This is a genomic window from Lentzea sp. NBRC 105346 (assembly GCF_030269605.1).
Lineage (GTDB): Bacteria > Actinomycetota > Actinomycetes > Mycobacteriales > Pseudonocardiaceae > Lentzea.
Genome location: NZ_BSTQ01000006.1, coordinates 20,091 through 32,671, shown reverse-complemented (window position 1 = coordinate 32,671; position 12,581 = coordinate 20,091). Strand labels below are relative to the sequence as shown.

The window sequence follows — 12,581 nt, the reverse complement described above, 5'->3', positions numbered from 1 at the left end:
TTAGTCCAACTCTACGGACGGCGCCGCGGGTTCCCGGCCGGGTCCGTCGTTTTACTATGGCCCGCGTGTCACCGAGTGAAACGCCCGCAGTCGTGCTGCCCACCGTCGCCCGCGAGGTGGAGGAGTTCGTAGCCTCCGGCGGCTGGGACCAGGCCCCCCAGCTGTTCGCCCTGGTCTCGACCGCGGACCTGATCGCGCAGCAACCCTCACTGGCCGCGCAACTCGACCCCGTGGCGTCCCCGCTGACACCGATCGCGCAGGACTCCCTGCCCGAGTCAGACCTGGGTGAGGCGCTGGCCGGTATCGAGTGGCCTCCTGCCGTGCACGGATGCGCACTCGCTCAGGAGATCGTCGTACTGCCTCCGGACGCCGAGTCCGAACTGGCTTCGTCGTCTTTGGATGACGAGGCCGCGAGGCGGTTCGCCGCTGAGCACCCGCAGCGGCGGGAGGCAAGGTTGGTGGCGGCCGTCGTGCGGGATGGGACCGTCTCCTGCGTGCTTCGGCTGCGTGGGACCTCCGAGATTCCCGAGGAGGTCGTCGAGCACCCGGAGCTGGCACCGAACCTGACGAAGGCGCTGCTACAGACGCTGCAGCCCTGAGCTTGGGCGGCCACCGGGGTCCGGGAACGTACAACTCACCGGTCGGGAACCTACGACTCACGGCCCGCGAACGTACGACTCGCGATGCGAAGCGAGCCCCCACCCCGCGCGCCAGCGCGCACAACCACCAGGTGGTGGGCCCCTCCCGTCGCATCGCAGGCGAAGCCCTGCCGCATCCGAGACCCCAGGTCAAGCACGCTTTTCGCTTGACCTGGGGTCTCGGATGCGGCTGCCTCAGGTGCGATGCGACGGGAGGGGCACACCACCCCAACGCAACCCACTACGAAACCGGACCACCGGGAGGGCCCCTCTTTGAGCTGAGCCGGGGTCCGGGGCGGAGCCCCGAGCAGGAAAAGGCGACCACGCACGAAACCGACAGCCAAGGCGCAACCACGCACCCAACCGGCAGCCAAGGCGCAACCACGCACGAAACCGGCAGCCAAGGAAAGTCAGCGCGTCAACCCAAACCCAGCCACGAACGAAAGCCGCCGCGTCACCACAACGAAAGCCTCAGCAGCCCGGCGTCGGCTTCCCGCTAGCCAGAGCCTCCAACGAGGACACAGCATCGGCCAGCTTCTCGACCTTGATCAGCTTCATCCCCTCAGGCGTCTGCTGCCGAGCATCCACACAGTTAGCGGCCGGCACGAGGAACGTAGTAGCCCCAGCCTCCCGAGCCGCAACCATCTTGAACGCAATCCCACCGATGGGCTTCACAGTCCCATCACCCTGAATCTCCCCGGTCCCTGCAATGTTCTGCCCACCGTTGAGCTCCCCAGGCGTCAACTTGTCAACAATCGCCAAAGCGAACATCAACCCGGCAGACGGCCCACCCACATCCGACAAACTAATCTTGATCTTGAACGGCGTATCCGCCCGATCCACCGGCAGGATCCCGATGAACCCGGACGGCCGACCATCGTCACGAGTCCCGAGCACCAGCTGAGTCGACTTCGAAGTGCCATCAGCCTCGAACGACACCTCAATCCGATCACCGGGCTTGGTGTTCTCCAACGCAGCACGCACGTCATCCGCACTAGCGACCTGCTTGCCATTCACATTGAGCATCCGAGCACCAAGCGGGATGACCCCATCGGCCGGACTACCCTTGGTGATCTCGTTGGCGACGACCTTCCCCGGATACCCGAGGTAGTGCAGAGCGGCCACCTCAGCGGAGGTCTGCGAGTCGCTGAACGCCTTCTGGTTCTGCTGCTGGACCTGTTCCTCGGACTCGCCCGGCTTGAAGAACTCCTCGCGCGGCGCCAGCGCGTAGCGGCCGCTGAGCCAGAGGCCCAGGGCGCCGAACAACGAGACGTCGTCGGTGAGCGACACCGTCGTCATCGTCAGCGTTCCCTTGGTGGGGAACGTGTTCTGGCCCTCGACGCTCACCACGGCGGTGCCCTTGGCCTCGCCCAGCGTGTCGTAGGTCGGCCCCGGTCCGAGCGCGACGTACGGCACCTTCGCGAAGCCGCCGAGCAGGCCGAGCACGGCTACGACCACGAAGCTGATGATCAACGTCCACGTGCGTCGGGTGAGGCCGCGCTCCTTGGGCGGAGGGGCCGCGGGCACCGGATCGGTCGTGACGGTTTCACTCACGGCTGAACAGCGTACGACCAAGTGGATCCGCGTACGGTAGAGGCATGAGTGACGTGCCGTTCGGGTTCAACCCGCACGATCCCGACGACAAGAGCGGACAGCAGGGAAACCCCTTCGACTTCAGCCAGCTCGGCAACATGCTGAGCCAGCTCGGAGCGATGCTGAGCAGCGCCGGTTCGTCCAGTGGCCCGGTCAACTACGACCTGGCCAAGCAGATCGCGTTCCAGCGGCTGTCCTCCACGACGACAACGATCGGGTTCGCGCCCGACCAGACTTCCGCCGTGACCGACGCGGTGCACCTCGCCGAGATGTGGCTCGACCCCGTCACCGCGCTGCCCGCGGGCACCCGCGTCACGCAGGCGTGGACGGCCCGCGACTGGGTGGAGCGCACGATCCCGACCTGGCAGCGCCTGTGCGACCCGGTCGCCCAGCGCATGTCCGGCGCCTGGGTCGACGCGATGCCCGCCGAGGCCAAGCAGGCCGCCGGGCCGCTGCTGTCGATGCTCGGGCAGATGGGCGGCATGGCGTTCGGCTCGCAACTCGGCAACGCGCTCGCGCAGCTCGGCTCCGAGGTCCTCACGTCCACCGAGGTCGGCCTTCCGCTCGGCCCCGAGGGCACTGCGGCTCTGCTGCCCGCGAACATCGAGAAGTTCACCGAGGGACTCGAACGGCCCGCCTCCGAGGTGATGGTCTTCCTCGCCGCCCGCGAGGCCGCCCACCAGCGCCTGTTCTCGCACGTCCCGTGGCTGCGCCAGCGCCTGCTCGACACGGTCGAGGAGTACGCGCACGGCATCAAGGTCGACACCTCGGCGCTCGAGGACCTCGCGGGCAAGATCGACCCGGCCAACCCGGCGTCGATCGAGGAGGCCATGTCGTCCGGCGTGCTGGAGCCCCAGACGACGCCCGAGCAGAAGGCCGCGCTCGCCCGGCTGGAGACGCTGCTTGCCCTGGTCGAGGGCTGGGTCGACGTCGTCGTCGACGCCGCGGTCTCCGAGCGCCTGCCCGGCGCCAACGCCCTGCGCGAGACCCTGCGGCGCAGGCGCGCCTCGGGCGGTCCGGCCGAGCAGACGTTCGCGACGCTGGTCGGACTGGAGCTGCGGCCGCGCCGGCTGCGGGCCGCCTCCGCGCTGTGGAAGCTGGTCGGTGACCAGCACGGCCTCGAGGTCCGGGACGGCATCTGGGAGCACGCTGAGCTCGTGCCGACCGCCGAGGACCTGGACGACCCGCTGGAGTTCGTGGAACGCCTCGCGGAGACGCGCAAGGCCCTCGAGGACCCGATCGCGGAGCTGGAGCGCACGATGCGCGAGGCCGAGAGCAAGGATCCGGAAAGCGAATAGTCGCTGGTCGCGGGGCTCTCCCGGCCCCGCGAACCGCGTGTCGCCCGTTCCGCCCCCGCGTGTTGCCCACTCAGCACCGCCGAGTGGGCCGTTCAGTCCTCGGTGATCCCCAGCCCGGCTGCCGCCGACAGCCCTTCGAGGTACCCGATCGCGCGCTCCGACTTCGGGTACCGGTGCACCAGCGCCCAGAAGTCCTTCCCATGCCCCGGCACCCGCAGGTGCGCCAGCTCGTGCACCAGGACGTAGTCCAGGACCCAGCCCGGCACCTCACGCAGCCGCTCGGACACCCGGATGGTGCCCTCCGTGGGCGTGCAGGACGCCCACCGCGTACGCATGGGCGGCACCCAGCGCACGGACGTCGGCTCGAACGCCTCGTCCAGGTACTTGGCGTTCAGCTCGGCACATCGGATCAGCAACGCCTCGTCCGACGTACGCGCAGGCGAGCGACGGCGCGTCTCGCTGCGCTGCAGGCGGCTGAGCATCTCAGCCACCCAGTGCTTCTCTTCCCCCTTGGTCATTCGTGCAGGTAGGAGCACGACTACGGTGTCGCCCTCCCGGTACGCACTGACCATGCGACGGCGTCTGGGGCTCCGTCGCACCTCCACCCGCGGTTCGGCCATGGAGCAACCGTAAAGCCCAGCACCGACAATTCGCGGCCACCAACCGGCGGCTCGTGGGCACCCGGCGGGTGAAGTTACACCGATCGGCGGCTAGACACGCGCCGCTATACATGCGGCGAATCGCACCCTTCCGGAGGTACGGTCGCGGCAAGGTCCCCGAGTGTGTCCGCACTCACAACTGCAAGGGAGGGGCTGTGGCCGAGAAATACAACGGCTACTGCGTGAAGTGCCGCGAGAAGCGTGACTTCGACGGCAAGGTCGAGGAGACCAACGGCCGGCGGATGGCCAAGGGCACGTGCCCTGTCTGCGGGACGAAGATGACGCGGATCCTCGGAAAGGCCAAGGTCTGAGTTTCCGCTGGCAGGGGGCCTGGCCCCCTGCCAGTCTCAGCACCGTGGACCAACGTCCGAGAACCCGGCCGGGCCTCGCCGTCGTGCGGCGCGGGCCCGGTGAGCTGCAGATCGGTGTAGATCCCAGGCACGCGGTCGTCGTCGGCGAGCTGCCCGAGGCGTTCGTCGACGAGCTGCTCGCGTTGGACGGCCGGCACACTGTCGCTGAACTGGGTGAAAGAGTGCGAGAGCGGGGCGAAGATCCCGCCGAGTTGATGTCCGTGCTCGCCCACCTCGACGAGGCCGGTGTGCTCGACCGGCCACGGCCGAGCGCGCCGCCGGGCATCGCGGTGCACGGCGAAGGCGAGCTCGCGGAGACGATCCGCGCCCTGCTCGGCGAACCGCCGGCGAAACCCGAGCTGACGATCGTCACCGGCTTCCCCGCCCCCGAGGTCGTTGCCCGGCTCATGCACGACCGGACCCCGCACCTGGCCGTACGCGCGAGAGAAGGCGTCGGTGTCGTCGGACCGCTCGTCCTCCCAGGCCGCACCAGCTGCCTGACCTGCGCGGACCTGCACCGGACCGACCGTGACCCGTGCTGGCCGGCGATCGCCGCGCAGCTCGTGGCACGAAAACCGCCGGAAGACAAGATCCTGGCGACCGCGACGGCTGCGCTGAGCGTCACACAGGCGCTGCTGATAGTGGATTTCGTGCGTGGCGGGCGCACCAGGCCGCCTACCTGGAACGCGGCGCTCGAACTGCACCCGGCGTCCGGAGAATGCTCTCAGCGAAGCTGGCAGCCGCACCCTGACTGCGCGTGCTCCGCACATAACATGACCTGGTGACCGAGATTCCGCGCAAGGCCGTGCAGCGCACCGCCAAGCTCGCCAGCCTTCCGCTCGGTGTCGCCGGTCGCGTGGTCGGCGGCTGGGGGAAGCGCCTGACGGGACGCAGCTCGGAGGAGGTCAACGCCGAGGTCACGGCGAAGACCGCCGAGCAGGTGTTCGCGGTGCTCGGCCAGCTCAAGGGCGGCGCGATGAAGTTCGGCCAGGCGCTGAGCGTGTTCGAGGCCGCCGTGCCGGACGAGCTCGCCGCGCCGTACCGCGAGGCGCTCACCAAGCTGCAGCACGCCGCGCCCCCGATGCCCGCACGCACCACGCACCGGGTGCTCGCCGAGCAGCTCGGGTCGTCGTGGACCAAGCGGTTCGCCGAGTTCGACGACGAGCCGGCCGCGTCCGCGAGCATCGGGCAGGTGCACCGCGCGGTGTGGCATGACGGACGCGAGGTCGCGGTCAAGGTCCAGTACCCCGGCGCGGACGAGGCCCTGCGCGCGGACCTCAAGCAGCTGCTGCGGTTCTCCCGGCTGATCCAGGCGATCATGCCGGGCACCGAGGTGCGCCCGCTGCTGGAGGAGCTGCGCGACCGGTACCTCGAGGAGCTCGACTACCGCGACGAGGCCAACAACCAGCGCGCGTTCGCCAAGGCGTTCGCGAACGACGAACACGTCGTCGTTCCGAAGGTCGTCGCGTCGTCGCCGAAGGTCATGGTCACGGACTGGATCACCGGCACCCCGCTGTCGGCGATCATCCGCGAGGGCGGGGTCGAGGAACGCGACCTTGCGGGCAAGCTGTTGTCGGAGTTCCACTTCTCGGCGCCGTCACGGTCCGGCCTGCTGCACGCCGACCCGCACCCCGGCAACTTCATGCTCGGTGAGGACGGCCGCCTGCGCGTGATCGACTTCGGCGCGGTCGCCCGCCTGCCCGACGGGCTGCCGAAGACGCTCGGCCGGATGACCCGGCTGGCGCTCGAAGGCCGGTCCAACGACCTGCTCGACCTGCTGCGATCAGAGAACTTCATCCGTGAGGGCACGGTCCTGCACGCTGAGGACGTGCTCGGCTACCTGGCGCCGTTCGTCGAACCGCTGCGCGCCGAGTCGTTCCACTTCACCCGCCGCTGGCTGCAGAAACAGGCGGAACGGGTGGGCGACCTGCGCAGCCCGGACTCGCAGACGGGCCGGTCGCTGAACCTGCCGCCGCAGTACCTGCTGATCCACCGCGTGACGCTGGGCGCGACCGGCATCCTGTGCCAGCTCGACGCCCACGTGCCCGCGCGCGCGATCGTGACGCGCTGGCAGCCGGGGTTCGAAGAGGACTAGTTGTCCACAGATCGCCGAGCGGCGGCCCGCGGACGTGGCCGCTGCTCCACGATCGACGCATGGACACCATCACCACTACCCGTGACCTGCGCAAATCCGGAGTCGCCCCGCGAGTGATCGCCGCTCGCTGCCGTCCCGGCGGCCCGTGGCAGCAGGTGTTGCCGGGCGTCGTGCTGTTGAAGGACGGCTACCCGACCCGTGCCGAACGCCTGAAAGCCGTGCTCGCGTTCGCCCCCGGCACGATCATCACCGGCGTCGACGCCCTGCGCGTGCTGGGCGCCGACTTGCCCGAGCCGTCGTTGATCCACGTGCTGCAGGGCCCCAACCAGCGCCTGAACGGCCAGGGCCTGCTGTTCGAACGCACCTCGCGCCCGCCCGCGACGGTCGAGGCCGACGGGCTGGTGGTCGCCGAACCCCATCGGGCCGCCCTCGACGCCGCCCGGCGCGAGTCCGAACCGATGCGGGTTCTCCGGATCTTGGGCGCGGCGCTGGACCTGTGCTGTCTCGACGGTCTGCGCACCGAGCTGGACGCGGGCACGAGCCGCGGTTCCGCCGTGGTGCGGAAAGCACTTACCGCATTGTCCTACCAGTACTCGGCGGGCAGCTTGCCTTCGATGTCACGCACGTGCTTCTTGGCGCACACGTGACACAGCCAGCGTTCGCTGACGCCTTCGCGTTCGACGGACCACGCGAGCAGCTCGAGCGGATCGGTCACCGAAGATCTCAGCCGCCCGCAGTAATAACAGGACGCCGTCACGGCTTACGTCCCATGTGGACGGTATCGGTCATGAGCATGAAGACGTCGTCGCGCGCACCGAGGAACTCGGAGTCGCGCGGGTTCAGCAACCGCCGCAGCGCGGCGCGGTCGGACGCGTGCAGCCGCGGCCCGCACACCTCGGCGAGCCAGCCGAGCCGCTCGACGGCCCAGTCCCGCACGACCTGCTTCGCCGGCGCGGGGTGGTCGATCACGAAGCTGAACGCGCTGATCTCCCCGAGCCCGGCGTCGCCGAGCGCGACGTTCCAGCCCACCGGCAGCTGCACCGCGCCGGGAATCCCCTCGCGCATCGTGCAGAACCACTCCGCCCGCGCCGCGGCGAGCCGATCCTGCAGCCCCGGCTCGCCGACGCCGAGGTCCCACGGCAGCATCCGCCCCTCGAGCCCGCCTTCGGCCAGCGCCAGCCAGCCACCCGGCGCCAGGGCTCCGACCAGGCGTTTCACCGCTTTGAGTTGATCAGGCAGGTGATGCACCACCCGCGACGCCCACACGAGGTCCGCCGGCTTGCCGAACCCGGCCGGGTCCTCACTGGCGAGATCGGCCAGCACCGGTTTCACGGTCAGCGCGCCCAGCGAGCGCGCCGCGGACGTCGCCGCGTCCAGCACCTCGGGCACCGCGTCGACCAGCACGAGCGTCCCGCCACCGCGCGCCGCGAGCGCCTCGGCCAGCGGCACGCTCATCGCGCCGACGCCGCACCCCACGTCGTAGACCGTCGGGTTGTCGGGCAGCGGCCGGACGAGTCTGCGCGCGACCACCCGCAACGCCTCGGCCTCCAGCTCCGCCGTCCGCCGTGCCGCGGCGACGCGCGCTGCCCAGTCGATTCCGTCATGAGTGTGTTGCGCCACACGACGACGGTACGGAGGAACGGCCCGGCCCGCCATCCACTAACCCCGTGGATCAAGGACCACGCGAGTCCCACCCTCGCGCACCCCGTGTCCCACCTTCATGCAGTCACGAAGGTGGGACACGGGGTGCGTAAAGGTGGGACTCGCGGGTAGGAGCGGGGCCGCCACCCCGGAGGAGTGGCGGCCCGGCTGTTCAGTTGTGGTTAGAGGGAACGGTCGAAGCGCGCCGCCCTGCGAGCGGCCCAACTCGACAGCCGCCGCCACCTCTGGGCGGACGACAGCCGATGGGCCAGGCGTTGCTCCTCGGCGTACCTCTGTGCTTCATGTATTCGTATCCGGACCAGCTCTTCGTTGAGAGACATGGTGTTCATTCCCTTGCTGTCGTAGTCATGGCGCGGCAGGTCGATCAGCTGGGTGTTCACGCGGCGGCCTCCGTAACAGCGGCGTCCTTGCGGGGACGGCCACGGGGACGCTTGCGCGCGATCACGACACCGCGCTCGAAGATCTCGCCACCCCAGACGCCCCACGGCTCGTGCCGTGCGAGCGCACCGGCGAGGCACTCGGCGAGGACCGGGCAGGTCGCGCAGAACGTCTTCGCCTTCTCGAGGTCGGCGGGGGCGTCGGCGAACCAGAGGTCCGGGTTGTGGGTGCGGCAGGGCAGGTCAAGGCCCTCCGCGACGTCCGGCAGTGTCTCGCCCGAAAGCGGGACAGTTGCGGTCAACATCAGGTTTTCTCCTTGTGTGGGGTAGTGCAAAAAACACGAAGGCCGCGGACTCTGTGCGAGTCCGCGGCCTTCGTGAGTCAGGATGGGTCCTGATCGACGTCGGGTCGTCAGGTCCTTCTCACGTGATGTGCGGACAGCACACTCGTGTAGTTGTTCGGAACGTCAGTGGTGATCGGCACCAGGACAGACTGCGCCTGCGCGCGGTCACGAACCTGGATGAGGGCAGACTTGTCCCGCTGAGCGGCACTGCCGGCTGGCACGCAAAGACCCCCGGACATGAGGTGGCCGAGAGCGCGCGAAGTCGTGAAGATCTCCACGGGTGCCACCTCCTCTAGAGGGCTGATGCGAGTAGTAGTTCTTCTTCCCCAGACGGGCCTTCCGGCCCGGCCAATGCAGGTTATGACCCCCTGCTAGGGGTGTGCAACCGATTTAACGAAACTCGTCCGAAGTTGTGGGTCAGTACCCGCTACCTGCGCGGACGAGCCCGAGGACGTCGCTGCCGAACTTGTCGAGCTTCGACGCGCCGATGCCGGAGATCGCGACGAGTCCCGCCGTGTCCATCGGCCGCTGCTCGGCGATCGCCACGAGCGTCGCGTCGGTGAACACGACGTAGGCGGGCACCTTCAGCTCACGCGCCCGCTCGGACCGCCACGCGCGCAGCCGCGTGAGCAGCTCCTCGTCCACATCGGACGGACACGACAGGCAGCGCCCCAGCTTGACGGCCTGCGCCTCGACCAGCACGCCGGCACACACGCGACAGGTCGGCTTCTCCTTCTTGGGGGTGGCGGCACGGGCCACCCGCGCCGCCGGGTGCTCGTCGGGCAGCAGGCCGTAGAGAAAGCGCGAGCGCCGCCGGTACTTCCGGCCGCCCGCGGCACGCGACAGACCCCATGAGAGCCAGAGGTGTTCACGCGCACGGGTGACGCCTACATAAAGCAGCCGGCGTTCTTCCTCGACCGCGGCCTCGTCGCCGTCGGCGTACTGGATGGGCAGCGTCCCCTCGACGAGCCCGACGAGGAACACCGCGTCCCACTCGAGGCCCTTCGCCGCGTGCAACGACGCCAGCGTCACGCCCTCGACGGTCGGCGGGTGCTGCGCCTCGGCGCGCATGTCGAGCTCGGCGCAGAACCGGGGCAGGTCCGCGCCCGGCAGCGCGGCCTCCAGTTCCTCGGCCACCTCGACCAGCGCGAGCAGCGACTCCCACCGTTCCCGCGCGGCACCACCGGCGGGCGGCTCGTCGCTCAGCCCGACCCGTGCCAGCACGGAACGCACCACAAGAGGAAGCGAACCCTCGACGGAGCCGGCGGACCGCAGGGCGATCATCGCCTGCCGCACCTCCGCGCGTTCGAAGAACCGCTCGCCGCCACGCACCAGATAGGGAATGCCGAACGAGGCGAGCGCCTGCTCGTAGGCCTCGGACTGGGCGTTCACCCGGTAGAGGATGGCGATCTCGGACGCCGCCACCCCGTTGTCCATCAGCTTCTTGATCTTCGCGGCGACCGCGGCCGCCTCGGACGGCTCGTCGTCGAACTCGTGGAACACCGGCGCGGGTCCCTCGGGACGCTGGCCGACCAGCCGCAGCCGCGACCCGGCCGGACGTCCGCGCGCCCACTTGATGACCTCGTTGGCCAGCGCGACGACCTGCGGCGTCGACCGGTAGTCGCGTTCCAGCCGGACGACGACGGCCTCGGGGAACCGGCGCGGGAAGTCGAGCAGCGGCCGCGGCGACGCCCCCGCGAAGGAATAGATGGTCTGGTTGGCGTCCCCGACGACGGTGAGGTCGTCGCGGTCGCCGAGCCACGCGTCCAGCACGCGCTGCTGCAACGGCGTCACGTCCTGGTACTCGTCGACGACGAAGCACCGGTACCGGTCGCGGAACTCCTGCGCGACCTCGGCGTTGTCCTCCAGCGCGGCGGCGGTGTGCAGCAGCAGGTCGTCGAAGTCGAGCATCTGCGCCTCGGCCTTGAGCGCCTCGTACCCCTGGTAGACGCGGACGATCTGCTCGGCGGGCGCCGGGATGTCGCGCTGCGCGCGGGCGGCCGCGGCCGGGTAGTCCTCGGGCGCGATCAGGGATGCCTTGGCCCACTCGATCTCGGACGCGAGGTCGCGCAGCGCCTCGGCCTCGGTCGGCAGGCCGAGGCGGGTGGCGGCGCGGCCGATGATGCGGATCTTGTGGTCGACAAGCTCCCAGCGTGGTCCGCCGATCACCCGCGGCCAGAAGTAGCGCAGCTGCCGCGAGGCGGCGGCGTGGAACGTGACGGCCTGCGCGCCGTGGACTTCGAGCGCGCGCAGCCGAGTGCGCATCTCGCCCGCGGCGCGCTTGGTGAACGTGACGGCGAGGACCTGACCGGCCGCGACATGCCCCCGTTGGACCAGGTGGGCAATGCGATGGGTGATGGTCCGCGTCTTGCCGGTCCCCGCCCCCGCCAGCACGCACACCGGACCGCGGGGCGCCTCGACCGCGGCCCGCTGTTCCGGATCGAGTCCCTCCAGCAGCGCGTCCACGTCCGGCAGTCTCGCAGATGGCCGAGTGATGCCTGAGAACGGAGCGCCGTATCCTGGTGGGTATGGCTGGAAAGCAGGACAAGTCGGCTGCCAAGGAAGCGACGAAGGCCCGGCGCGCGGCATCTCGCGAACGGCGCAAGCAGATCTTCGAGGCGTTCAAGATGCAACGCCGCGAGGACAAGGCGCTCGTTCCGCTGATGCTGGCGGCGGTGCTCGGCGCGACCGCGGTCGCCGTCGTCGCCGGCCTGCTGCTCAAGATGGTCTGGGTGTTCGTCCCGCTGGGCATCGCCGTCGGCCTGCTGCTCGCGGTCGTGATCTTCGGCCGCCGGGTGCAGCGCAACGTCTACGCGAAGGCGGACGGTCAGCCGGGCGCCGCGGCGTGGGCGCTGGAGAACCTGCGCGGCCGCTGGCGCGTTACCCCCGCCGTCGCGGGCACCACCCAGCTCGACGCCGTGCACCGCGTGGTCGGCCGGCCGGGCATCGTGCTCGTCGCCGAGGGTGCCCCGCACCGCGTGAAGGGCCTGCTCGCCCAGGAGAAGAAGCGCATCGCCCGCGTGGTCGGCGAGACGCCGATCTACGACGTGATCGTCGGCGCCGAGGAGGGCCAGGTCCCGCTGCGCAAGCTGCAGAGCCACCTCATGAAGCTGCCGCGCAACATCTCCACCGCGCAGGTCGACAGCCTGGATACCCGCCTCGCCGCGCTGGCGAGCCGCGGCGCCGCGATGCCGAAGGGCCCGCTGCCGCAGGGCGCCAAGATGCGCAACGTCCAGCGCACGATGCGCCGCCGCTAGTAGCCGAACGACTCCATCACGGCCCCGGAAGGCGAATCGCCTCCGGGGCCGCGTTGTCGTCGAAAGTTTCAACCGCGTGCGGCGCACCCCCAGAGGTGAACCCGCCGTCTGTCTCGAATCGCCGTTGGACTGTCCCAATTGGACCTTGTCTTAAGTGTTTCCCGAACACCCGAGTGGATCTATCGGCACCTAATGTGACCTGCATGACAACGAGGTCAGCGGGTCTCCCCTACCGGCTCCCCTACGACCCCTAGGCACTTCACCAGCCTTGGGGGCGGCGATTGCCGCTGGTCAGTAACTTTCGATAG

At 69.7% G+C, this 12,581-nt stretch carries 13 protein-coding genes; 7 read left to right on the top strand and 6 right to left on the bottom strand.

The genetic code is table 11. The features are described from left to right. The first annotated feature begins 56 nt into the window (after window positions 1–56). Window positions 57–599, top strand: coding sequence for a PPA1309 family protein (locus QSK35_RS14560; RefSeq protein ID WP_285746222.1), 543 nt, complete (start codon window positions 57–59; stop codon window positions 597–599). A 510-nt stretch (window positions 600–1,109) separates the two neighbouring features. On the opposite strand, the gene QSK35_RS14555 is transcribed toward QSK35_RS14560, so the two are convergent. Continuing rightward, the gene (locus tag QSK35_RS14555) at window positions 1,110–2,192 is read right to left on the bottom strand and encodes a YlbL family protein (protein ID WP_285746220.1); all 1,083 of its coding nucleotides are present in this window, start codon (window positions 2,190–2,192) and stop codon (window positions 1,110–1,112) included. 44 nt (window positions 2,193–2,236) lie between these two features. Here QSK35_RS14555 and QSK35_RS14550 point away from each other — a divergent pair, with 44 nt between their 5' ends. After that, window positions 2,237–3,529 (top strand): zinc-dependent metalloprotease, encoded by a 1,293-nt coding sequence (locus QSK35_RS14550; RefSeq protein WP_285746218.1) that lies wholly within the window; start codon window positions 2,237–2,239, stop codon window positions 3,527–3,529. 92 nt (window positions 3,530–3,621) lie between these two features. Here the strand turns inward: QSK35_RS14550 and QSK35_RS14545 are convergent, their stop codons facing one another. After that, window positions 3,622–4,047 (bottom strand): M48 metallopeptidase family protein, encoded by a 426-nt coding sequence (locus QSK35_RS14545; protein WP_502881653.1) that lies wholly within the window; start codon window positions 4,045–4,047, stop codon window positions 3,622–3,624. A 296-nt stretch (window positions 4,048–4,343) separates the two neighbouring features. Here QSK35_RS14545 and QSK35_RS14540 point away from each other — a divergent pair, with 296 nt between their 5' ends. Genes QSK35_RS14540 through QSK35_RS14525 form a run of 4 tightly spaced genes read left to right on the top strand, consistent with a single transcriptional unit; the run spans window position 4,344 to window position 7,280 of the window. Further along, window positions 4,344–4,499 (top strand): DUF5679 domain-containing protein, encoded by a 156-nt coding sequence (locus tag QSK35_RS14540; protein ID WP_169774275.1) that lies wholly within the window; start codon window positions 4,344–4,346, stop codon window positions 4,497–4,499. A gap of 44 nt (window positions 4,500–4,543) precedes the next feature. After that, window positions 4,544–5,323, top strand: coding sequence for a hypothetical protein (locus tag QSK35_RS14535; protein ID WP_285746213.1), 780 nt, complete (start codon window positions 4,544–4,546; stop codon window positions 5,321–5,323). Continuing rightward, on the top strand, window positions 5,320–6,633 hold the full coding sequence (locus tag QSK35_RS14530) for an ABC1 kinase family protein (RefSeq protein WP_285746211.1): 1,314 nt from the start codon (window positions 5,320–5,322) through the stop codon (window positions 6,631–6,633). Before QSK35_RS14535 ends, QSK35_RS14530 begins: the two co-directional genes overlap by 4 nt. A gap of 59 nt (window positions 6,634–6,692) precedes the next feature. Continuing rightward, complete coding sequence (locus QSK35_RS14525; protein WP_285746209.1) at window positions 6,693–7,280, top strand: hypothetical protein; 588 nt, start codon at window positions 6,693–6,695, stop codon at window positions 7,278–7,280. Window positions 7,281–7,386: 106 nt separating this feature from the next. Here the strand turns inward: QSK35_RS14525 and QSK35_RS14520 are convergent, their stop codons facing one another. The 4 genes from QSK35_RS14520 to QSK35_RS14505 form a co-directional block, all read right to left on the bottom strand. After that, window positions 7,387–8,253: a class I SAM-dependent methyltransferase gene (locus QSK35_RS14520; RefSeq protein ID WP_285746207.1), complete on the bottom strand. Its 867-nt coding sequence runs from the start codon at window positions 8,251–8,253 to the stop codon at window positions 7,387–7,389. A gap of 203 nt (window positions 8,254–8,456) precedes the next feature. Beyond that, on the bottom strand, window positions 8,457–8,675 hold the full coding sequence (locus QSK35_RS14515) for a hypothetical protein (RefSeq protein ID WP_285746205.1): 219 nt from the start codon (window positions 8,673–8,675) through the stop codon (window positions 8,457–8,459). Next, the gene (locus tag QSK35_RS14510; protein ID WP_285746203.1) at window positions 8,672–8,977 is read right to left on the bottom strand and encodes a WhiB family transcriptional regulator; all 306 of its coding nucleotides are present in this window, start codon (window positions 8,975–8,977) and stop codon (window positions 8,672–8,674) included. The genes QSK35_RS14515 and QSK35_RS14510 overlap by 4 nt, the downstream gene beginning before the upstream one ends. 456 nt (window positions 8,978–9,433) lie before the next feature. Next, window positions 9,434–11,482, bottom strand: a complete 2,049-nt coding sequence (locus tag QSK35_RS14505; protein ID WP_285746201.1) for an ATP-dependent DNA helicase UvrD2 — start codon at window positions 11,480–11,482, stop codon at window positions 9,434–9,436. A gap of 62 nt (window positions 11,483–11,544) precedes the next feature. Here QSK35_RS14505 and QSK35_RS14500 point away from each other — a divergent pair, with 62 nt between their 5' ends. After that, window positions 11,545–12,273, top strand: coding sequence for a DUF4191 domain-containing protein (locus QSK35_RS14500; protein ID WP_285746199.1), 729 nt, complete (start codon window positions 11,545–11,547; stop codon window positions 12,271–12,273). Window positions 12,274–12,581: the final 308 nt, after the last annotated feature.

Coding starts and splice junctions, on each gene's coding strand:
- QSK35_RS14560 (WP_285746222.1), top strand. CDS start 57: ATGGCCCGCGTGTCACCGAGTGAAACGCCCGCAGTCGTGCTGCCCACC.
- QSK35_RS14550 (WP_285746218.1), top strand. CDS start 2,237: ATGAGTGACGTGCCGTTCGGGTTCAACCCGCACGATCCCGACGACAAG.
- QSK35_RS14545 (WP_502881653.1), bottom strand. CDS start 4,047: ATGACCAAGGGGGAAGAGAAGCACTGGGTGGCTGAGATGCTCAGCCGC.
- QSK35_RS14525 (WP_285746209.1), top strand. CDS start 6,693: ATGGACACCATCACCACTACCCGTGACCTGCGCAAATCCGGAGTCGCC.
- QSK35_RS14510 (WP_285746203.1), bottom strand. CDS start 8,977: ATGTTGACCGCAACTGTCCCGCTTTCGGGCGAGACACTGCCGGACGTC.
- QSK35_RS14500 (WP_285746199.1), top strand. CDS start 11,545: ATGGCTGGAAAGCAGGACAAGTCGGCTGCCAAGGAAGCGACGAAGGCC.